Here is a 21,470-nt window from a genome sequence, read left to right as displayed (position 1 = left end):
CGCGGTGCCCTAAGGCAGCCCGGGAGGAGCCGCAACGGCTGCAACAGACCCTTCTCAGTATGGGGATTTTGGCGGCCGCCCCTGATCGCGAAGGCGCGAATTTCTTATACGATCTGTTATTATTTCAGCGCCCTCGGGGGAAGCGGGAACACCACTCCTCCCACTTCCGCTCATTTCACGATATTGGGGCGAAAGTAATTTCGAATATCACGATAGTTTGATGGAACGGACCAGCGACGCCCACAACCGTAGGTTGATTTTTATCCGCGACGCAGGGGCGGCCACGTGCGATCGGCGCAGGTGGATGGGCCCGAAAAGGCGGTGGGCCGATGCACTCTTCCCGCTTGCCAGAGGACGTCCACTGGCCACGGATGCGTCGCGCGGCACATTGCCGCTTCGCCAGGAGCTAATGGGCAAGGCGGGCTCCTGGAGCGCCGCCGCCCCGGCCACCGGAAGCGACTTCAGGCGACCTCGAACAACCCCGCCGCCCCCTGGCCACCCCCGACGCACATCGTCACCACAATATATTTCCCGCCCCGGCGCTTGGCTTCGATCAGCGCATGTCCGGTCATGCGCGCGCCACTCATCCCGTAGGGATGGCCGATGGAAATCGCGCCGCCATTCACATTCAGCCGCTCATTCGGAATGCCAAGCCGGTCGCGGCAATGGATCACCTGGCAGGCGAAGGCTTCATTCAACTCCCATAGGTCGATATCCTCGACCTTGAGACCATGCTTCGCCAGCAGCTTCGGCACGGCGAAAACCGGCCCGATGCCCATCTCGGCCGGGTCGCATCCCGCCACCGCCATGCCGCGATAGATGCCGAGCGGATGCAGGCCGCGACGCGAGGCTTCCTTCTCCTCCATGAGGAGGGCGGCGCTGGCGCCGTCGGAAAGCTGGCTGGCATTGCCCGCCGTGATGAAGCGGCCCTGCTTCACCCGCTGGCCATCCGCCAGCACCGGCTTCAGCCCAGCCAGCCCCTCCATCGTCGTCTCCGGCCGGTTCCCCTCATCACGGCTCAGCGTCACCTCCTTCATGGTCATGGCGCCGCTGGCCTTGTCCGTTACTGCCATGACGGATGGCATGGGGACGATTTCCGCTTCAAAGGCACCACGCGCCTGGGCGGCGGCAGTGCGCTGCTGACTTTGCAGCGCATAGGCATCCTGCGCCTCACGTGAGATGCCATAGCGCTCCGCCACAATCTCCGCCGTTTCCAGCATCGACATGTAGAGTTGCGGCACATGCTCGATCAGCCAGGGGTCGCTGGTGCGGTGCCGGTTCATCTTGTCGTTCTGCACCAGGGAGATCGATTCGAGCCCCCCACCCACCGCCACCTGCATGCCATCCGCGATGATCTGCTTCGCCGCGGTGGCGATCGCCATGAGGCCGGAGGAGCATTGCCGGTCCAGGGACATGCCGGGAATGCTGTCCGGCAACCCGGCGCGCAAGGCGCATTGTCTGGCGAAATTGCTGCCCTGGCAGCCCTGCTGGAGCGCGGCGCCGAGCACCACGTCCTCCACCTCCTCCGGCGCCACCCCCGCCCGTTGCACCGCCGCGGCAATGACATGCCCGCCCAGCGCCTGGGCCTGCGTATCGTTGAAGGCGCCGCGATAGGCCCGGCCGATCGGCGTCCGGGCGGTGGAGACGATGACGGCGCTGCGCATGGCGTTCCCCTGGGTGGTTAGCTCCCCAGTATTTTCCACAGCCCGTCGGCATGCACCAGCACCTTGCCGCCCGAGACCAGGGTGCCGCGGATGAAGACCACGCTTCGGGTCGCCCGCATCACCTCGCCGCGGCCGGTTACCAGCTCACCCAATTTACCGGGCGCGATGAAATGGTGGTTGAGCTGCACCGTCGTCACTGGCTTGCGGCCGATCTTCTCCCAGACCGTCATGCCGAGTACGTCATCCATGAAGCTCATCAGCATGCCGCCATGGACGACGCCGCCAATGTTCAGGTGGCGCTGCTCCGGCAGGAAGGCATACTCCCACCCCTCCCCGGCCCGGCGGGCGAAGAAGGGGCCGATCATCGCCGGGTAATCCTTGGCCGGCACGGGCTTCCAGCCCTCCGCTTGCAGGGCGGGTGGGATGGCGGCGGTCTGCAGCCCGGGGAACCGGGCCTCGGGGGGCGAGATGTCGATCATGCCCTGGATATAGCCTCATTGCTGCGCTGCGTCATTCCGCGCGCTCCGCAGCAATCAGGAACTCCCGGTTGCCCTCCGGCCCCAGCAGTGGGCTGGGTTCCACGCCCAGCACCCGCCAGCCAGGCAGCTCGGACCACCAGGACCGGATTCGGTCGCAGACGGCCTGATGCACCGCCGCATCCCGGACCACGCCTCCCTTAGCGATAGCAGGCCCCACCTCGAACTGCGGCTTGATGAGTGCAATTGCCCAGGCCCCCGGCGTGCAAAGGCCGAGCGGTGCCGGCAGCACGGTCTGTAGCCCGATGAAGCTGGCATCGCAGACCAGCACCTCCGGTGCTTCCGGCACCTCGGCGGCATTCAGGTAGCGGGCGTTCACCCGCTCCTTCACCACAACCCGCGGATCATTGCGCAATGTCCAGGCGAGCTGGCCATGGCCGACATCCACGGCGTAAACGCGCGTGGCGCCGTGCCGTAGCAGCACGTCGGTGAAGCCGCCGGTCGAAGCCCCGATGTCGAGGCAGATCCGCCCGGCCGGCGACAGGCCGAAATGCGCCAGGCCATGCGCCAGCTTCACCCCACCGCGGGAGACCCAGGGGTGATCCTGGCCCCTGACCTCGAGCGGCAAGCCCTCGGGGAGAAGCTGGCCAGGCTTCTCGATCCGTCGCTCTCCGGAGAAGACCTTGCCGGCGAGGATCAGCGCCTGGGCTCGCGTTCGGCTCTCCGCCAGCCCGCGGTCGACCAACAGCGCGTCGGCTCGGCTCCGCGCCTTCGGGCCCTTTCCGCCGCCGAATTCCGTGTTCTGCATGGCCACGGCCATAGAGGAGATCGGGCCGGCTCGCCAGTTCCGGCCCCTTGCGCCCCAATCAACATAAACATATACTTATATGGCGCTGGTTCCATGCGAATGGACGAGAGAGGGAACACCGTGCGGCGTAGCAACGCTCAGTCGGTGGCTGCCCCAGCAACTGTCGGCGGCGAGCTGCCGCTCCTTCCGCTCCGAACGGGGCGGGCCACTGCGCTATGGCGCGGGAAGGCGGGGCGAAGGCTGTGACCCGCGAGCCAGGAGACCTGCCAACGCCGGCGACCGCCCGACCGGCGTCGCACCGCAACCTTGCAACCGGGCTGGGTGCACCGGGGATGGAGACCGTTTGCGATGACCATCGCCGCCAATCTCGGCTATCCCCGCATCGGGCCGCGCCGTGAGCTGAAGCGTGCGCTCGAGGCGTATTGGGCCGGGCGCATCGATACCGACGGCCTGCAGCGAGAGGCTGCTGCCCTCCGTCGTCAAGCCTGGGCTCTGCAACAGGGCAGCGGGATCAGCCACGTCCCGTCCGGTGACTTCGCCCTATACGACCATGTGCTGGAGACAGCCTGCGCCTTCGGCGCCATCCCGGCGGGCTATGGCTGGAAGGGCGAAGGCCCCGTCAGCCTTCTCACTCTCTTCGCCCTAGCGCGCGGGGCCTGGGGCACTGCCGAGGAGCCAAGGACCGGCATCGACCCCGCCGCCCAGCCGCTCGAAATGACCAAGTGGTTTGACACGAACTACCACTACCTTGTGCCCCGGCTGTCATCCGAGATGCGCTTCGCCCTGCATGACAATCCCTGGCGCAGGATGTTCGAGGAGGCGCTGCGGCACGGGTGCCGGACCCGGCCGGTCGTGCTTGGCCCGGTCTCCTTCCTGCTCCTGGCCAAGGGCGAGGACGGCGCCAACCCGCTGGCGCTGCTGCCGGCGCTGCTGCCGGCCTATGGGCAGCTCCTGCGGGAGCTCGGCGATGCCTCGGCCGGCTGGGTGCAGATGGATGAACCCTGCCTAGCCACGGACCTGCCGGCTGGCGCGGCGGAGGCCTATGCCACGGCCTATCACGCTCTGGCCGCGGCCGCCCCCGGCTTGGACTTGTTGCTGGCCACCTATTTCGGCGGCTTGCGGGAAAATCTCGCCCTCTCCGCGAGCCTGCCGGTGGCCGGGCTGCATCTCGACCTGGTGCGCGACCCCGGCCAGCTTGACGTCGCGCTCGGCCTATTGCGGGAGGAGCAGTGGCTCTCGCTCGGACTGGTGAATGGCCGCAATGTCTGGCGCACGGATTTGCGCGCCGCCCTTGCCCTGGCGCGGCGCGCGACGGCGCGGCCCGGCGGCGCCCGACGGCTGATGCTCGCGCCCTCTTGCTCCCTCCTGCATGTGCCGCACAGCCTGCGGGAGGAGACCGCCCTCGATCCCTCGCTGCGGCGGCGCCTTGCCTTTGCGGATGAGAAGCTGGCCGAGGTCGCGCTGCTGGCCCGGGCGCTGGACGAGGGCGAGGCCGTTGCCGCCGCTGCCCTGACGGCCAGCGACGCCATCCTGGCCGAGCAGCCACCGGCAGCAACCCCGCCCATAATCACGCCAGAGATGGAGCAGCGCCCCAGCCCCTTCCCGGTGCGCGCCGCCGTCCAGCAGGCGAAGTTCCGGTTGCCGCCCCTGCCGGTGACCACCATCGGCTCCCTGCCCCAGACCGCCGAGGTGCGCGCTGCCCGTGCGGAAGCACTGCGCGGCAATTCGGACCCTGCCGCCTACGAGGCACAGATGCGCGACCTGATCGCCGACTCCATCGCTTGGCAGGACGCCATCGGGGTGGATGTTCCGGTGCATGGGGAGTTCGAACGCAACGACATGGTGAAGTACTTCGCCGAGCAACTTGAGGGCTACGCCATCACCAAGCATGGCTGGGTGCAATCCTATGGCAGCCGCTGCGTCTCGCCGCCGATCCTGTGGGGGGATGTCCGGCGACCGAAGCCGATGACGGTGCGTTGGTCCAGCCATGCCCAGTCGCTGACGCGGCGGCCGGTGAAGGGCATGCTGACCGGGCCGGTGACGATGCTCCAATGGGCCTTCGTCCGCGAGGACATCCCCCGCAAAGCTGCCTGTCGCCAGATCGCCCTGGCCTTGCGGGAGGAGGTTGCGGATCTGCAGGCTGCCGGCATCGGCATCATCCAGATCGACGAGCCTGCCTTCCGGGAAGGGCTGCCCCTGCGCCGATCGGAGCGCGCCGACTATCTGCGCTGGGCCACGGCCTGCTTCCGCCTGACGGCTGGCGCTGCCGGCGATGCCACGCAGATCCACACCCATATGTGCTACAGCGAGTTCGAGGACATCCTCGACGCCATCGCCGCCATGGACGCCGATGTGATCTCCATCGAGACAGCGCGGAGCCGCATGGAGCTGCTGCGCGCCTTCACCGAATTCGCCTATCCGAACGCTATTGGCCCGGGCGTCTGGGACATCCACAGCCCGCGGGTGCCGCAGGTCTCGGAGATGGTAACGCTCGCCCGCAGCGCCCTGGCCTGCCTCCCGGCCGAGCGGCTCTGGCTGAACCCCGATTGCGGCTGCAAGACTCGGAATTGGGCCGAGGTACGGCCTGCCGTCGTCAATCTGGTGCAGGCAGCCCGGACATTGCGGGCGGAACTTGTCCCCCCGCTTTGATCCAAGGCGCGAAGGGTGCCGGGCTCATGCCCGGCACCAATTAAGCAGGATGCGATGCCGATCGGTCAGGCGCGGACGGGCCGTACCGCCGTGTCGCTGCCGAGCGCGGCAACCGCCGCCGCGACGATATGGGCGGCGTTGAGCCCGGCCTCATCATATTGCTTCCTGGGGCTGTCGTGATCGATGTAGCGATCCGGCAGCACCATCGGCCGCACCTTCAGCCCCCGATCCAGCAAGCCGGTCCAGGCCAGGTGCTGCAATACAAAGCTGCCAAAGCCGCCCACCGAGCCTTCCTCGATGGTGATCAGCACCGCATGCTCACGTGCCAGGCGCTCGACGAGCGCCGTATCGAGCGGCTTCGCAAAGCGCGCATCCGCGACGGTCGTCGAGAGGCCGCGCGCGCCCAATTCCTCGGCTGCCTTCAGGCATTCCCGCAACCTGGCGCCATAGGACAGGATGGCAACAGTGGTGCCTTCCTTCACGATCCGCCCACGGCCGATCTCGAGCGGCGTGCCGCGCTTCGGCAAGGGCACGCCTTCCCCCTCGCCACGCGGATAGCGGAAGCCCGAGGGGCGGTCATCGATCGCCGCGGCGGTGGCCACCATGTGCATCAGCTCCGCCTCGTCAGCGGCAGCCATCAGCACCATGTTCGGCAGGCAACCGAGATAGGCGATGTCGAAGCTCCCCGCATGGGTCGCGCCATCGGCGCCGACCAGCCCGGCACGGTCCATGGCAAAGCGCACCGGCAGGGATTGCAGCGCCACGTCATGCACCACCTGGTCATAGGCCCGTTGCAGGAAGGTGGAGTAGATGGCGCAGAACGGCTTCAGCCCCTCCGTCGCCATGCCCGCGGCGAAGGTGACGGCATGCTGCTCGGCAATGCCGACATCGAAGGTGCGCTTCGGAAAGCGCTTGCCGAAGGCATCCAGGCCGGTGCCGGAGGGCATGGCCGCGTTGACCGCGACGATGCGCTCATCGGCTTCCGCTTCCGCGATCAATGCATTGGCGAAGATCTTGGTGTAGCTCGGCGGCCCGGGCGGGGCCTTTACCTGCTCGCCGGTGACGACGTTGAAGCGCTGCACGCCGTGGTACTTGTCGGCGCTCGCCTCGGCCGGGGCGTAGCCCTTGCCCTTCTTCGTCACCACATGCAGGAGGATCGGTCCCTGCATCTCCGTGTCGCGGAGATTGCGCAGGATCGGCAGCAGATGGTCGAGGTCGTGCCCGTCGATCGGGCCGACATAGTAGAAGCCCAGCTCCTCGAACAGCGTGCCGCCGGTCAGCAGCCCGCGGGCATACTCGTCGGCGCGCTTCGCAGCCCGCTCCAGGGGACCGGGGAACAGCCGGGCGAGCTTCGCCATCATCTCCCGAATGGAGACGAAGGGGCGGGAGGAGACGACCTTGGAGAGGTAGGCGCTCATCGCCCCGACCGGCGGCGCGATCGACATGTCGTTGTCGTTCAGCACCACCAGCAGGCGCGACTTGTTGGCGCCGGCATTGTTCATCGCCTCATAGGCCATGCCGGCACTCATCGCGCCGTCGCCGATCACCGCGATGACATTGCGCGGCCGGCCGAGCAGATCGCTGGCCACGGCCATGCCGAGGCCGGCGGAGATGGAGGTGCTGGAATGCGCCGCGCCGAAGGGGTCGTACTCGCTTTCGCTGCGGCGGGTGAAGCCGGAGAGCCCCCCGCCCTGACGCAGCGTGCGGATGCGGCCGCGCCGCCCGGTCAGGATCTTGTGCGGATAGGCCTGGTGGCCGACATCCCAGATGAGCCGGTCCTTCGGCGTGTCGAACACCGCATGGACCGCGACCGTGAGCTCGACAACGCCGAGCGAGGCGCCGAGATGCCCGCCGGTCTGGCTGACCGCATGGATCGTCTCGGCCCGGAGCTCATCCGCCAGCTGCTTCAGCTGCTCACCGGAGAAATTGCGGAGATCGGCCGGATACTTCACCCGGTCGAGGAGCGGCGTGGAGGGTGGGGGGGACATCAGCTCCTCCGCTCGATCACGAAATCGGACAACATGCGCAACAGGTCGGCGCGCTCGCCGAAACCGTCAAGATGGCCCTTCGACTGCAGCACTAGCCGCTCCGCCTGCAACCGGGCCCGGTCCAGACCCAGCAGCCCGACCAGGGTTGCCTTGCCTGCCACCGCATCCTTGCCGGTTGCCTTGCCCGCCTCTTCAGCGGTCGCGGTCGCGTCCAGGATGTCATCGGCGATCTGGAAGGCTGCGCCCAGATCTCTGCCATAGGCGAGCAGCGCATGGCGCAGCGCCGCCGGCGCCTTGCCGAGCACCGCCCCGGCTTCGGCCGAGAATTCGATGAGCTTGCCGGTCTTCAAGGTCTGCAACCGGCCGATCGCCACCTCGTCCAGCGGCGCGTTGGCGGCTTCGGCTAGCATGTCCAGCATCTGCCCGCCACACATGCCGCGCGGCCCGGCCGCCTTGGACAGGCAGCGCACCAGTTCGGCGCGCACGCCCGGGTCGCTATGCGTGTCCTCTTCCGCGAGGACGGTGAAGGCGTGGCTCTGCAGGGCGTCCCCGGCGAGGATGGCGGTCGCCTCGTCGAAGGCCTTGTGCACGGTCGGCTTGCCGCGGCGCAGATCGTCGTCGTCCATCGCCGGCAGGTCGTCATGCACCAGGGAATAGGCATGAACCATTTCGATGGCGGCCGCGACGCGCAGCGCCGCGCTGCGGGCCACGCCGAATTGCCGGGCGCCTTCCAGCACCAGGAAGCCGCGCAGGCGCTTGCCGCCGCCGATGCAGGCATAGCGCATGGCCGCGAAGAGGGGCGCCTCCGGCCCCTCCTCCGGCGGCAGCAGCATCTTCAGCGCTTCGTCGATCTCGTAGGCGGCCTGCGCCATGGCGGCCGTCAGGGTAGCGGCGGGCATGGGCTACTCCACGTCCCGCAAGCTGAGCCCGGGTGGAGCCTCGACCACCGCCTGCAGCTTCGCCTCGGCCTCGGCAAGCTTGCGTTCGCAATGCCGCCGCAGGGCATCGCCGCGCGCGTAGCTTTCGATGGCTTCGGCCAAGCTGCCCTTCCCGCCCTCGAGCGTCTTCACAATCTCTTCCAGCTCCGCCAGGGCGTCCTCGAAGGATTTGACTTCGATATCGTCCTCGGCCGGCCGGGTCTCAGCCTCGCCCATTCGGGTCTCCGTCCTCGAACGGCCTTCATACAGCCGAAGCCGCTGCCGCAAAACCGCCGGTCGCGAGGCGGCGCATCTCACCGGCCAAGCGTGACCCGCTTGTAACACCGGATCGTAGACAATCATTTGCTTCCGGCATACCTCGTGTAATAGGCGAATTCTGAGCCGAAGACGCGATGCCCTTGCCGGTAGGCGCTCTCGGTTCGGCAGCGCGGAACACCCAGAGCCCAAGGCTCCCAGGGTCACTTCGTCCCCGCCTGCACTCGATACGATTCCGGCTCCTGACGCCAGAGGCCAAGGCTGGAGGCAGGTACCGACTCACACCGAAGCGGAAACAGTCGACCCGGGCCGCACCGCTTGGCCGAGCGCCGAAGCGCAAGGAGGGAACGCCTCGATTCCGGGTGTGGAATCAGCTTCCGGATCCCGAACACCAACCCGAACAGGCTTGGTCGACCATGCTCGATGGCGGAATCGGCCCCAGAGCTCTCCGCTAAGGCAACGAGATGTATTGCTCCGCTGAGGCCGCACCGCCTAGTGAAGGAGGCAAGAAGCCGAGGATCTGTCCATGTTCCGCCGCAGCATTCTCGCCGGTCTCACCTTGCCCGCCATTGCCCGCGCCCAGGCGGAGTTTCCGAGCCATTCGCTTCGCATGATCGTGCCCTTCGCCGCGGGCGGTTCCGCCGATGTCGTCGCCCGCATCACCGCACTCGGCATGCAGGAGGCGCTTCGCCAACCCGTCGTCGTCGAGAACCGAGGGGGATCCGGAGGGGTGATCGGCTCCGAAGCCGCTCTGGCCGCCGCTCCGGACGGCTACACCTTCATCTTCCACACCCTCTCCTCGGCGGTGCTGAACGCCGGCCTCTACCGCAACCTGTCCTTCGACGTGCGTCGGGCATTCGCGCCCTTGGTGCTCATTGGCACCCTGCCGAACATCGTGATGGTGAATCCGAGGCTGCCGATCCGGACCCTGCAGGAACTGATCGCCAGGATGCGGGCCGAGCCGGGCCGCATCACCTATGCCTCCTCCGGTGCCGGCACACCATTACGCATCTCTCGGCGCATTTGCTGGCAAGCCGCGCCGGTGCGGTGGCCACGCATGTGCCCTATCGCGGATCCGGGCCAGCCTTCGCGGACCTCGTCGCCGGGACGGTCGACATGATGGTCGACACCATGGCCAGCGTCATCCCGGCCGTGCGCGCCGGCCAGGTGCGCGCGCTGGCCGTGACCACGGCCGAGCGCAGCCCTGCCCTGCCAGAGGTGCCAACGGCGCTGGAGGCAGGCTTGCCCGGCTACGAGACCTATAATTGGCACGCCATCTTCGCCCTTGCCGCCACGCCTCCAGCCCTGCTGGCCCGGCTGGAGGCGGCCAGCATTGCCGCCGTGCAGAGCCAGACCCGAAGGCTGCAGGAGGCCGGTGTTGACCCACGCGGCGACGGCGCCGCCATGCTGGCGCCGTTCTGGGATGAGCAATTGGCGCTTTGGATCCCGATCATCCGCGCGTCCGGCGCCACGGCCGATTGAGGCTGGGCCCGGAGCCAGGGCGGGCGCCATTCGGAGGAGAGGCCGCATGTATGCTGAAATCCGCGATACCAGGATCTTCTTCGACATTGAAGGTGCCGGCTTCATCCCCGAAGGGTCGCAAATGCGTAAGCGCCCTGTCGGCTTTGCCGTGCATGGCGGCCCTGGTTCCGATCACAGCGGCTTCAAGCCCAGCTACGCCGCACTGACCAAGGCCATGCAGGTCGTCTATTTCGACCACCGGGGCCAGGGCCGCTCGGGCCGCGGTGACCCTGCGCGCTGGACCCTGGATGAGAATGTCGAGGACATGGAGGCGCTTCGCTGTCATCTCGGCTGCGGTCCCATCGTGTCCATCGGCACCTCTTATGGCGGGATGGTGGCCATGGCTCATGCGGCGCGCTACCCGGACGCTGTCTCGCATCTCGTCCTGGTAGTCACCGCATCGCATGGCGGCTTCATCCCGCGGGCCCAGGAGATCCTGGTGGAGCGGGGTTCGCCAGAACAGCAGGCCCTCTGCGCCAAGGTCTGGCAGGGCGGGTTCAAGGATGAAGCAGAGCTGAAGCAGTATTACCGCGTGATGGGCCCGCTCTATTCGCTGCGCTTCGATGCGGCCGCCGCCGAGGACGGCATCGCCAGGACCATTCACTCGCCGGAAGCGTTGAACCGCGCCTTCCGCCCGGACGGCTTCCTGCGCCATTTCGACCTGCGGCCCGAGCTCGGGCGCATCACGGCACCGACCCTGATTCTCGCCGGCCGCCATGATTGGATCTGCCCGCCAGAATTCTCTGAGGAGATCCATAAGCTGATCCCCAGCTCGCGCCTCCTGATCCTGGAGGACAGCAGCCACTCCATGCGGGTCGACGCCCCGGAGAGGCTTTTCGGCGAGATCATGGCCTTCGTGGAAGGGCCGTAGCTTCGGCAACGCTCCTCGGCGCAGGTCACCTTCTCGGCCTCGCATTATGGAAGCGCAACAACCCCGACCTGCGCCTCCCGGGCACCTGCCCTGCAACAGCCTGACCCGTTGCTGTTGCCGTGCTGCACGGCCAACGCCATGCTGTCACGCGACGGCAGGGAGGGAAAGCGAGCGTGACCGAGGCGGTGGAATTCGAGACGGCACGGCTTGATGCCTTCCTGCGCGGGGCCGTTCCGGGCCTGGAGGGCACCATATCGCTGGCGCGGATCTCCGGCGGACAGTCCAACCCGACCTTCTTCGTGACCTATGCCAATCGTCGCCTGGTCCTGCGCAAGAAGCCGCCGGGTGAGGTCCTCCCTTCCGCCCACGCCGTTGACCGGGAGGCCCGTGTCCTGCAGGCGCTGGCGGCGACCGATGTGCCGGTTCCACCGGTGGTGCTGTTCCATGCGGAGCCGGATGTGGTGGGGACCCCCTTCTACGTCATGGAACGCGTCGAGGGCCGCGTCTTCGATCGCTGCGATCTGCCTGGTGCCAGCGTCACGGAACGGCGCGGCATGTATCTCGCCTTTGCCGAGACCCTGGCACGGCTGCACGACGTGGACTGGGAGGCCGTGGGGCTGGAAGGGTTCGGCCGCCCGGGTAGCTACTTCCAACGCCAGGTCGGCCGGTGGACGAAGCAGTGGGAGGCGCAACGCTTCCGAGAGATTCCCGAACTGTCACGGCTCGCAGCCTGGGTGGGCGCCCATATTCCGCCCGAGGATGGCGTCACGGCCATCGTCCATGGCGATTACCGCCCGGGCAATGTGCTCTTCCACCCCACCCAGCCCCATGTGGTGGCCGTCCTCGATTGGGAGCTATCGACCATCGGCCATCCGCTGGCCGACCTCGCCTTCAGCCTCATCGCCTGGCGAAGCCTGCCGGAGGAATATGGCGGCATGCGGGGCCTTGACCTCGCCGCGCTCGGAATTCCGGCGGAGGACGAGTTCGTGGCGCATTACTATGCCAGCCGCCGCAGGCCGGCGCCCCGCCTGCAGCCTTTCCACCTGGCCTTTGCGATGTTCCGCTTCGCCGTGATTTTCGAAGGCATCGCGGCCCGGGCACGGGCTGGCACGGCAGCCGCAGCAAATGCGGCACAGGTGGGGGAGCTGTCGGTCGCCTTCGCCCGCCGCGGCCTGGAATGCATTGTAGAATGAGGCAAAGCGTTACCCGATCCGCCGCCCTGAGCCCGCAAGCGAAACTTGACCGCGGTCGGGGTAAGCAAAGGGCCATGGCTGAGCCGGGGAGACGCCCAAGCCCTACATTGCCGCCCGCCGATGAGGCAGTTGGCGAAGGCTGCTCCCTTGCCCCCAAGGCTCACGGCCAATCGCGGCAAGACGCCGGCTTTGACGAAGCGGATTTTGAACGCGCCTTCCCGCTCCGGCATCATGGCGCCAAAGGGGAACGGCCATGATCGCACCGCTCGACGTCACGCTGCTGCCGCCCGGCCTGCGCGCCCGCCATATCGAAGGCATCAACGGGCTGCGACTACACCTGCTGGAAGCGGGGCATGAGCAGTCAGACCGGCCGCTTCTGCTGTTGCTGCACGGCTTCCCGGAACTGGCCTATTCCTGGCGCAAGGTCATGCCGGCCCTGGCGGCGGCCGGCTACCACGTGGTGGCGCCGGACCAGCGCGGCTATGGCCGCACCGAGGGCTGGAGCGCGGAATACGATACCGACCTTGCCCCCTTCCGCATGCTGAATCTGGTGCGGGATGCGCTAGGGCTGGTCGCCGCCCTGGGCCATCGAGAGGCGGCCGCGGTGGTCGGCCATGATTTCGGGTCTCCTGTCGCTGCCTGGTGCGCGCTGCTGCGGCCCGACATCTTCCGCCGCGTCGCGCTGATGAGTGCCCCCTTCACCGGCGTGCCGCCGCTGCCGCTCGGTGAGGCGCCACGCCCCAGGCCAGCGGATGTGCATGCAGCCCTCACCGCACTCGGCCGCAAGCACTACCAGTGGTATTACTCGACGCCGCCGGCCAATGCGGAGATGTGGCAGGCGCCCCAGGGCTTGCATGCCTTTCTCCGGGCCTACTACCATGTGAAAAGCGCGGACTGGACAGCGAACCGGCCCTTTCTTCTCGCCGGCTGGACAGCGGGGGAACTGGCCAAGCTGCCACGCTACTATGTCATGGATCTCGATCGCGGCATGGCGGCGCAGGTGGCGCCGGAGATGCCAACCGAGGCCGCAATCGCCGCTTGCCGCTGGCTGCCCGAGGCGGAACTTCGCGTCTACAGCGACGAATACGCGCGAACCGGCTTCCAGGGCGGGCTGAATTGGTATCGTTGCCGCACCAGCGGGCTGTTCGAGGCAGAGGCGGAGGTCTTCGCCGGCCGCACCATCGACATTCCGGCCACCTTCATCGCCGGCGCCAGCGATTGGGGCACCCAGCAGGTGCCGGGCGCGCTGGAGCGGATGCAGCGCGCGGCCTGCACCCGTATGGAGAAGGTCACACTCATCCCCGACGCCGGCCATTGGGTGCAGCAGGAACAGCCAGAGGCCGTGGCTACCGCGCTGCTGGAATTCCTGCGTAGTTGACCGGCCTTCTATAGCCACTGCCGCGAAACGCCATACGGTAGGCGCCGTGCCGCCATTGTGCGGTCCAGGCTGCCGCCATCGGCCGCCCAACGCCGGTCATGCTCCACAGGAGCCAGGATACCGCTCAGGCATGGTGGCCGGCGACATCCGCTCGGCCATCACTGGTATTCGGCGCCGTGGCCTCGCCACCGCTTTCCCAGTCGGTACGCAGCTTGCGTGTTGCGATGCCGCACGGAGATCGACCATGCATGTCGCCCGCCAGGACCTATTCGCCACCATCGCCGGTAGGCCCTTGCCGCGACAGGTACGCCCGCCCTGGCGCTCCGCTCGGCGGAAAGGCCGGGGCTGCCATCAGGTCCCTGGCCCTGCCCGCCGTGCCGGAACAGGGTGGCCAGGGCCCTTGGCAGGGCAGGGCGTCGCCGCCTCACCCCCGCCGTGGCCCCGGCCGGCATGGCTCAGAGCCCGGCCTGCGACACGAACTTCGTGTTCAGATAGGCCTCGATTGCCTCGGACCCGCCCTCCGAGCCGTAGCCGCTGTCCTTGATGCCGCCGAAGGGTACCTCCGGCAGGGCAAGGCCCAGATGGTTGATCGTCATCATCCCGCTCTCGACCTTGGCCGCGATGGCGTTCGCCGTCTTGGCGCTGCGGGTGAAGGCGTAGCTGGCGAGGCCGTAGGGCAGGCGGTTGGCCTCCTCCACCACCTCGTCGAACTCTTTGAAGGGGGCGATCATGGCGAGGGGGCCGAAAGGCTCCTCATTCATCATCCGGGCGTCCTTGCCGACGCCGGTCAGCACGGTTGGCTCGTAGAAATAGCCCTTGTTGCCGATCCGCTCGCCGCCGGTATGCACCTCGGCGCCCTTCTGGCGGGCATCGGCCATCAGCCCCTCGACCCAGGGGATGCGGCGCTCATGCACCAGCGGGCCCATCTGCACGCCCTCCTCCAGGCCGTTACCGACCTTCACCGCCTTGGCATGGGCGACGAATTTCTCGACGAAGGGCTCGTAGAGCTTCTCCTGCACCAGGAAGCGCGTGGGCGAGACGCAGACCTGGCCGGCATTGCGGAACTTCGCCGCGGCCAGGGTGCGGGCGGCGAGGTCGAGATCGGCATCGTCGAAGACGATGGCCGGGGCATGGCCGCCGAGCTCCATCGTCACCCGCTTCATGTGCTTGCCCGCCAGCGCGGCGAGCTGCTTGCCGACCGGCGTCGAGCCGGTGAAGGTCACCTTGCGGATGGTGGGGTGGGGGATGAGGTATTCGCTGATCTCGGCCGGGATGCCGTAGACGAGCTGGGCGACGCCCTTCGGCAGGCCGGCATCGATGAAGCAGCGGACCAGCTCGGCCGGGGAGGCCGGGGTTTCCTCCGGCGCCTTGACAATGATGGAGCAGCCGGTGGCGACCGCCGCCGAGAGCTTGCGGACCACCTGGTTGATCGGGAAGTTCCACGGCGTGAAGGCAGCGACCGGCCCGACCGGCTCCTTGACGACGAGCTGGTAGACGCCCTCGGCCCGGGCCGGGATGACGCGGCCATAGGCGCGGCGAGCTTCCTCGGCGAACCAGTCGATGATGTCGGCGCCGGCAAGGGTCTCGGCCTTCGCCTCGGGCAGCGGCTTGCCCTGCTCCATGGTCATCAGCTTCGCGATCTCATCGGCGCGGCTGCGGAGCAGGTCGGCGGCCTTGCGCATCAGCTTGGCGCGCTCGAAGGCGGAGACTTTCTTCCAGGCGGCGAAGCCGCGCTCGGCGGCCTCCAGCGCCTCGTCGAGGTCATCGCGGCCGGCATGGGCGACCTCGCCGATCACCTCCTCGGTCGCTGGGTTCAGCACGGGGATGGTCTTGCCCGAACGGGCGGCACGCCAAGTGCCGTCGATATGAAGCTGGACCTTGGGATAGGCCATGGGGCTCTCCTCGCGGGCGGTTATAAACCGCCGGTTATAGCGCGGTGGTCGCCGCGACGGGGAAGCATGCCGTCCCAGGGCGCGAGGCGCAATCCGGTGGCTCAGGCCCAGGCGAGGCGGAGGCAGCGAGGGATGCGGCTGCGGCCCATGGCGACGCGATGGAGGCGCAGCAGCATGCGCAATCGCCAGCAGAAGCGGCGGAAGCCAGCCTGGGTGGGCGCATCCAGCTCCGGGATGGCGTGGACCAGCTTCTCGGCGAATTCCGGGTCCGGCAGCAGCCAGGGCGGGCCGTTGAGGGCGGAGCGGAGGCCGAGGCGGCGGATCAGCACGATGAAGCCGAGGCCGAGGATGCGCGCGGCGCGGCGGCAGGCGCGGGTGATCCAGGCCTCGATGGCGCGCAGCGTGTGGGTTTCGGACAAATCCACCAGCGCGCGCAGCAGGCGCTGCCAGAGCCCGGCATGGGTCAGGCGGCGGAAGCAGCGGGAGACGGTGTCCGGCTTGCCGAAGGCGGGCGGCAGGGCGCGCCAGGGCTCGGCGCTGCAGGCGAGGTGGAAGATGGCGTCCATCCGCTGGCGGAGTTCCGGGATGGGACGGCCGGGGCCGGAGCGGCGGAGGACGTAAGGCGCGAGGGCCAGCCATTCCTCGTCGCTCATCGGCTGCCAGGGGCGGTTCGGAGTATAGCGGTGGGGGCGGAGGTGGGTGTGAGGCATAGGCGCGAGCGTAACAGAATATTTTCCTATTTTCAAGTGGAATTCCAAGCCAAAGCCTGGCCCGAACGAGGCAGCGAGGATGCGGATGGTGTTGGAGGCGACGCAGCCGCCGAGGTCCGGCTGCGGCTTTCCGCCCCGGGGTGAGCGACAGGCGCGGCGCAACGGCCGTTGCGGGAGCGGGATTCGCGTAGTTCTGGGTTGTTGGGACAGGCCCTCGATGCCCTCGTGCAGGCCCTGACATGGATGATGCAAGCCTTCGCCCGGGGAGCCGGCCCCTGTTCCCTTCTGGTGAAGGCCCGCCCCTTGTGTTCAAGCCTGCCAGACCCGAACCGGGGTCCGGGGCCAGGTCCTGGCCCCGGCGGGTTGGCGGCACTGCCGCCAACGGGGGCAGCGCCCCCTGCCCTCGCGCCAGCGCAAAGCCCCCGCCCCTTCCCCCTGCATCCTCCGCGGCCTAGCTTCGGGCAAACGGAGGACCCAAGCCATGCCCGCCCCTGATTTCGACGCCATCATCATCGGCGCCGGCATGTCCGGCATGTACCAGCTCATCCGTCTGCGGCAGCTCGGCCTGAAGGCCAGGGTGTTCGAGACCGGCAGCGGCGTCGGCGGCACCTGGTACTGGAACCGCTACCCCGGCGCCCGTTTCGATTCCGAGAGCTATTCCTACGGCTTCTCCTTCGACAAGGAGCTGCTGCAGGAATGGAGCTGGTCCGAGCATTTCGCGCCGCAGCCGGAGACCGAGCGCTACCTGAACTTCGTCGCCGACAAATACGACCTGCGGCGGGACATCCAGTTCAACAGCCGCGTCACCGCGGCCGAGTGGGACGAGGCGAGCCTCACCTGGACGGTCACGCTGGAAGGCGGGGCAAAGCACAGCGCGCGCTTCCTCATCACCGCGATCGGCGCGCTCTCGGCGCCGACGCTGCCGAATTACCCGGGGATGGAAAGCTTCCAGGGCCGCGCCTTCCACACCGCGCATTGGCCGAAGGAGCCGATCAGCTTCGCCGGCAAGCGCGTTGCCGTCATCGGCACCGGGGCGACGGGGGTGCAGACCATCCAGGAGGTGGCGAAGGATGTCGGCCATCTCACCGTCTTGCAGCGCACGCCGAATTGGTGCGCGCCGCTGCATAACCGCAAGATCACGCCGGAGGAGCAGGCGCAGATCAAGGCCAGCTACGACGAGATCTTCCGCCGCTGCGAGGAGACCTTCTCCTGCTTCCTGCACACGCCGGATCCGCGGGCGACCTTCGAGGTGAGCCAGGCCGAGCGCGAGGAATTCTGGGAGAAGCTCTACAACTCCCCCGGTTTCGGCATCTGGGTGGGCAATTTCCGCGACATGCTGACGGACCGCACGGCGAATGCCGAGATGTCCGCCTTCGTCGCCAACAAGATCCGCCAGCGGGTGAAGGACCCGAAGGTGGCGGAGATGCTGATTCCGACGAATCACGGCTTCGGCACACGGCGGGTACCGCTGGAGACGCGGTACTATGAGGTGTACAATCAGCCGAATGTGGAGCTGGTGGACACCAGGGCGACGCCGATCACCGAGGTGACGCCGACCGGGCTGAAGACCGCTGAGCGCGAATTCGAGTTCGACATCATCATCTACGCCACCGGCTTCGATGCGCTGACCGGCGCCTTCGACCGGATCGACTTCCGCGGGACCGGGGGCCGCACGCTGAAGGAGGCCTGGGCGGGCGGGGCGCGGAGCTTCGTCGGCATGATGGTGCCGGGCTTCCCGAACATGTTCATGCTGCTCGGCCCGCATACCGCGCTGGGGAACATTCCGCGCAGCATCGAGTACAATGTGGACTGGGTCTCCCGCCTGCTCGGCCATATGCAGGCGGCGGGGAAGCAGCGGGCGGAGGCCGGGGAGAAGGGCACCGCTGCCTGGATGGCGCATGTGATGGATTGCGCCAGGGGGCTGCTCTCCATGGAGGTGGATAGCTGGATGACGGGGGTGAACCGCAACGTCGCCGGCAAGCAGCAGCGCGTCGTCGCCCGCTATACCGGCAGCGCACCGGCCTACCGGGAATGGTGCGAGGAGGTCGCGGCGGACGGGTACCGGGAGGTGGCGCTGGCCTGAGGCGCGGCGCCTAGCGGCGGGGCGCGCGGCGCGGCACAATGTCGGCTTTCGCGCCAGGGGCCCCGCCATGTCCGCACTCGATGCCATCCGCCGCCACCATGCCGAGCTGACCGCCATCCGCCAGGATCTGCACGCCCATCCGGAGCTCGGCATGCAGGAGCACAGGACGGCGGCGATCGTGGCGGAAAAGCTGGAGAGCTGGGGCATCGAGGTGCATCGCGGCGTCGGCGGCACCGGCGTGGTGGGCGTGCTGCGCAGTGGCAGGGGCAACCGCGCCATCGGGCTGCGCGCCGACATGGACGCGCTGCCGATGGAGGAGCTGAACGAGGTTCCCTACCGTTCCACCGTGCCGGGGAAGATGCATGCCTGCGGGCATGACGGGCACACCACCATGCTGCTCGGCGCCGCGAAGTATCTGGCGGAGACGCGGAACTTCGACGGTATCGTCCATTTCATCTTCCAGCCTGGAGAGGAAGGCTGCGGCGGCGCGCTGGCCATGCTGGAGGACGGGCTGTTCGAGCGCTTCCCCTGCGACCAGATCTTCGGCATGCACAACCGCCCCGGCATGGCGGTGGGCGAATACGCCATCCGCCCAGGGCCGACCGCCGCCGGCGGCGCCTTCTTCGACGTCCATGTGGCCGGCCGCGGCGCGCATGGCGCGCGGCCGGAGGTCAGTATCGACCCGGTGCTGGCCGCCTGTCATATCACCGCGGCGCTGCAATCCATCGTCTCCCGCAACATCAATCCGCGGGAGGCGGCGGTGATCAGCGTGACCAAGGTGGTGGGCGGTGAGGCCTACAACGTCATCCCCGAAACCGCGACGATCTCCGGCACCGCCCGCTTCTTCTCCCGCGAGGTGGCGCAGCAGATCGAGGAAGGGCTGCAGCGCGTCGCGGCCGGCGTGGCGGCAGGGTTCGGGGCCACGGCGCGGCTGGACTGGCGGCTGATCTTCGCGCCGACGGTGAATGATGCGGAGGCGACCGAGGCAATCGCCGCCGCAGCGCTGGAGCTGGTGGGCGAGGCGCAGGTGGCCCGGGACAAGCCGCCGGGCATGGGCTCCGAGGATTTCTCCTTCATGATGGAGAAGGTGCCGGGGGCCTATATCCATGTCGGCAACGGGGAGGGGGCGATGCCGCACAACCCCCGCTACCAGTTCAACGACGCCGCCATTCCCTATGGTGCCGCGCTCTATGCCCGGGTGGTGGAGCGGGGGCTGAAGCGCGAGGGGTAGCCGCGCCGCCGCTGCGGCAGCGTACCGCTATAGCGGCACCCGCCGCAGCCGCAGCGAGTTGCCGATGACGGACACCGAGCTGAGCGCCATGGCCAGCGCCGCGACGATCGGGCTGAGCAGGAGGCCGAAGACGGGGTAGAGCACCCCGGCGGCCAGCGGCACCCCGGCCGCGTTGTAGAGGAAGGCGAAGAACAGGTTCTGCCGGATGTTGCGCATCACGGCATGGGACAGCTTCCGTGCCCGGGCGATGCCGGCGAGGTCGCCCTTGACCAGGGTCACGCCGGCGCTCTGCATCGCCACATCCGTGCCGGTGCCCATGGCGATGCCGATATCGGCCTCGGCCAGGGCCGGCGCGTCATTCACCCCATCGCCGGCCATGGCGACGACCCTGCCCTGGGCGCGCAGCTCGCGGACGATGCGGTGCTTGTCCTCCGGCAAAACGTCGCCCTGAAATTCCTCGATGCCGAGCCTGCGGGCGACCGCCTCGGCCGTGATGCGGTTGTCGCCGGTCAGCATGAGAATGTGGATGCCCTCGGCGCGGAGGCTCGCCAGCGCGGCCGGCGTCGTCGCCTTGACCGGGTCGGCCACCGCGATGACGCCGCCGGGCCTGCCGTCCACGGCCAGGAAGAGCGCGGTGCCGCCCTCGCGCCGCAGCTCCTCCGCCCGGGCGGCCAGTTCACCCAGCTCTACGCCGAGCTCCTGCATCAGCCGCGCATTGCCCAGCGCGACCCGGCGCCCCGCCACCATGCCGGTCACGCCCTTGCCGGTGGCGGAGGCGAAATCGGCGGACTCGCCGAAGGCCATGCCGCGTTCCCTGGCCGCGGCGAGGATGGCGGCGGCCAACGGATGCTCGCTCGACCGCTCCAGGCTGGCGGCGAGCGGCAGCAGCTCGGCCTCGGTCAGGCCCGGCGCCGGGACCACGGCCACAACCCTGGGCCGGCCCTCGGTCAGCGTGCCGGTCTTGTCCACGACCAGCGTGTCCACCTTCTCCATGCGCTCGAGCGCCTCGGCATTCCGGATGAGGACGCCCGCGCCTGCGCCCTTGCCGACGCCCACCATGATGCTCATGGGCGTGGCGAGCCCGAGCGCGCAGGGGCAGGCGATGATGAGGACGGAGACCGCCGCGATCAGCCCGTGGGAGAGCGCCGGAGACGGGCCCCAGACGGCCCAGGCGAGGAAGGCTAGCGCCGCCACGGCGCCCACCGCCGGTACGAACCAGCCGGCGACCCTGTCGGCCAGGCGCTGGATCGGCGCCCGGCTGCGCTGCGCCTCCGCCACCATGGCGACGATGCGCGAGAGCATGGTGTCCGCCCCCACCCTCTCCGCCCGCATCACCAGCGCGCCGGTGCCGCTCACCGTGCCGCCGATGAGCTTGGAGCCGGGCGCCTTCTCCACCGGCAGGGATTCGCCGGTGACCAGGGATTCATCGACGGCGCCGCTGCCTTCCAGCACCTCGCCATCCACCGGCACGCTCCCGCCCGGGCGCACCCGCAGCCGGTCGCCGACCCGCACCTCCGCCAGCTGGATCTCCTCGTCCTCGCCATTGGCCGTCAGGCGCCGCGCGGTCTTCGGCGCCATGTTCAGCAGGGCGCGGATGGCGCCGCCGGTCTGCTCGCGCGCCCGCAATTCCAGTACCTGGCCGAGCAGGACCAGCACGGTGATGACGGCGGCTGCCTCGAAATAGACGGCGACCTCGCCATCCATGCCCCGGAACCCGGCGGGGAAGAGGCCGGGCGCGAGCGTGGCAGCTACGCTGTAGAGATAGGCGGCACCGGTTCCGAGGGCGATCAGGCTGAACATGTTCAGGCTGCGG

General features: G+C 68.4%; 17 protein-coding genes and 1 riboswitch. Of the genes, 8 read left to right on the top strand and 9 right to left on the bottom strand.

Annotation, left to right across the window (positions count from 1 at the left end; genetic code table 11):
- Positions 1–461: 461 nt before the first annotated feature.
- Genes NJ376_RS17460 through NJ376_RS17450 form a run of 3 tightly spaced genes read right to left on the bottom strand, consistent with a single transcriptional unit; the run spans position 462 to position 2,948 of the window.
- Complete coding sequence (locus NJ376_RS17460) at positions 462–1,664, bottom strand: acetyl-CoA C-acyltransferase (protein WP_252954565.1); 1,203 nt, start codon at positions 1,662–1,664, stop codon at positions 462–464.
- Between the two features lie 17 nt (positions 1,665–1,681).
- Complete coding sequence (locus NJ376_RS17455; protein WP_252954564.1) at positions 1,682–2,143, bottom strand: PaaI family thioesterase; 462 nt, start codon at positions 2,141–2,143, stop codon at positions 1,682–1,684.
- A gap of 31 nt (positions 2,144–2,174) precedes the next feature.
- Positions 2,175–2,948, bottom strand: coding sequence for a TlyA family RNA methyltransferase (locus NJ376_RS17450; protein ID WP_252954563.1), 774 nt, complete (start codon positions 2,946–2,948; stop codon positions 2,175–2,177).
- Between the two features lie 69 nt (positions 2,949–3,017).
- A riboswitch (cobalamin riboswitch) is annotated at positions 3,018–3,233 on the top strand.
- A gap of 63 nt (positions 3,234–3,296) precedes the next feature.
- Between NJ376_RS17450 and metE the strand changes: the two genes are divergently transcribed.
- On the top strand, positions 3,297–5,597 hold the full coding sequence (metE, locus tag NJ376_RS17445) for a 5-methyltetrahydropteroyltriglutamate--homocysteine S-methyltransferase (RefSeq protein ID WP_252954562.1): 2,301 nt from the start codon (positions 3,297–3,299) through the stop codon (positions 5,595–5,597).
- A 65-nt stretch (positions 5,598–5,662) separates the two neighbouring features.
- Here metE and dxs read toward each other — a convergent pair whose 3' ends face one another.
- The 3 genes from dxs to NJ376_RS17430 are packed head-to-tail and all read right to left on the bottom strand — an operon-like array spanning position 5,663 to position 8,739.
- Positions 5,663–7,585: a 1-deoxy-D-xylulose-5-phosphate synthase gene (dxs, locus tag NJ376_RS17440; RefSeq protein ID WP_252954561.1), complete on the bottom strand. Its 1,923-nt coding sequence runs from the start codon at positions 7,583–7,585 to the stop codon at positions 5,663–5,665.
- A complete protein-coding gene (locus NJ376_RS17435; RefSeq protein WP_252954560.1) occupies positions 7,585–8,484 on the bottom strand; it encodes a polyprenyl synthetase family protein in 900 nt (299 codons plus the stop codon). The genes dxs and NJ376_RS17435 overlap by 1 nt, the downstream gene beginning before the upstream one ends.
- Positions 8,485–8,487: 3 nt before the next feature.
- Complete coding sequence (locus NJ376_RS17430; protein ID WP_252954559.1) at positions 8,488–8,739, bottom strand: exodeoxyribonuclease VII small subunit; 252 nt, start codon at positions 8,737–8,739, stop codon at positions 8,488–8,490.
- A gap of 565 nt (positions 8,740–9,304) precedes the next feature.
- Between NJ376_RS17430 and NJ376_RS17425 the strand changes: the two genes are divergently transcribed.
- The 5 genes from NJ376_RS17425 to NJ376_RS17405 all read left to right on the top strand — a co-directional run bounded on the left by NJ376_RS17425 (position 9,305) and on the right by NJ376_RS17405 (position 13,741).
- Entirely contained in the window at positions 9,305–9,898 is a 594-nt protein-coding gene (locus tag NJ376_RS17425) for a Bug family tripartite tricarboxylate transporter substrate binding protein (RefSeq protein ID WP_252954558.1), read from the top strand.
- Positions 9,826–10,260 carry a Bug family tripartite tricarboxylate transporter substrate binding protein gene (locus NJ376_RS17420; RefSeq protein WP_252954557.1) on the top strand — a complete coding sequence of 145 codons (435 nt, stop codon included), beginning with the start codon at positions 9,826–9,828 and terminating at the stop codon, positions 10,258–10,260. Before NJ376_RS17425 ends, NJ376_RS17420 begins: the two co-directional genes overlap by 73 nt.
- 46 nt (positions 10,261–10,306) lie before the next feature.
- The gene (locus NJ376_RS17415) at positions 10,307–11,170 is read left to right on the top strand and encodes an alpha/beta fold hydrolase (protein ID WP_252954556.1); all 864 of its coding nucleotides are present in this window, start codon (positions 10,307–10,309) and stop codon (positions 11,168–11,170) included.
- Positions 11,171–11,343: 173 nt separating this feature from the next.
- The gene (locus NJ376_RS17410; RefSeq protein WP_252954555.1) at positions 11,344–12,363 is read left to right on the top strand and encodes a phosphotransferase family protein; all 1,020 of its coding nucleotides are present in this window, start codon (positions 11,344–11,346) and stop codon (positions 12,361–12,363) included.
- Positions 12,364–12,616: 253 nt separating this feature from the next.
- Entirely contained in the window at positions 12,617–13,741 is a 1,125-nt protein-coding gene (locus NJ376_RS17405; RefSeq protein WP_252954554.1) for an alpha/beta hydrolase, read from the top strand.
- A 455-nt stretch (positions 13,742–14,196) separates the two neighbouring features.
- On the opposite strand, the gene NJ376_RS17400 is transcribed toward NJ376_RS17405, so the two are convergent.
- Together NJ376_RS17400 and NJ376_RS17395 are read right to left on the bottom strand one after the other, a co-directional pair.
- Entirely contained in the window at positions 14,197–15,633 is a 1,437-nt protein-coding gene (locus tag NJ376_RS17400; RefSeq protein WP_252954553.1) for an NAD-dependent succinate-semialdehyde dehydrogenase, read from the bottom strand.
- Between the two features lie 101 nt (positions 15,634–15,734).
- Entirely contained in the window at positions 15,735–16,286 is a 552-nt protein-coding gene (locus NJ376_RS17395; protein WP_252954552.1) for a transposase, read from the bottom strand.
- A gap of 538 nt (positions 16,287–16,824) precedes the next feature.
- On the opposite strand from NJ376_RS17395, the gene NJ376_RS17390 reads away from it, so the two are divergent.
- Together NJ376_RS17390 and NJ376_RS17385 are read left to right on the top strand one after the other, a co-directional pair.
- Positions 16,825–18,426 (top strand): flavin-containing monooxygenase, encoded by a 1,602-nt coding sequence (locus tag NJ376_RS17390; protein WP_252954551.1) that lies wholly within the window; start codon positions 16,825–16,827, stop codon positions 18,424–18,426.
- Positions 18,427–18,493: 67 nt separating this feature from the next.
- Entirely contained in the window at positions 18,494–19,657 is a 1,164-nt protein-coding gene (locus tag NJ376_RS17385; protein WP_252954550.1) for a M20 aminoacylase family protein, read from the top strand.
- Between the two features lie 27 nt (positions 19,658–19,684).
- Here NJ376_RS17385 and NJ376_RS17380 read toward each other — a convergent pair.
- Positions 19,685–21,470: copper-translocating P-type ATPase (locus NJ376_RS17380; RefSeq protein WP_252954549.1), on the bottom strand; the 1,786-nt coding region annotated here is incomplete at its 5' end.

This window comes from Siccirubricoccus soli, assembly GCF_024178315.1.
GTDB classification, from domain to species: domain Bacteria; phylum Pseudomonadota; class Alphaproteobacteria; order Acetobacterales; family Acetobacteraceae; genus Siccirubricoccus; species Siccirubricoccus soli.
The sequence above is the reverse complement of the archived record's forward strand: the minus strand, read 5'-3'. Positions and strand labels throughout refer to the sequence as shown.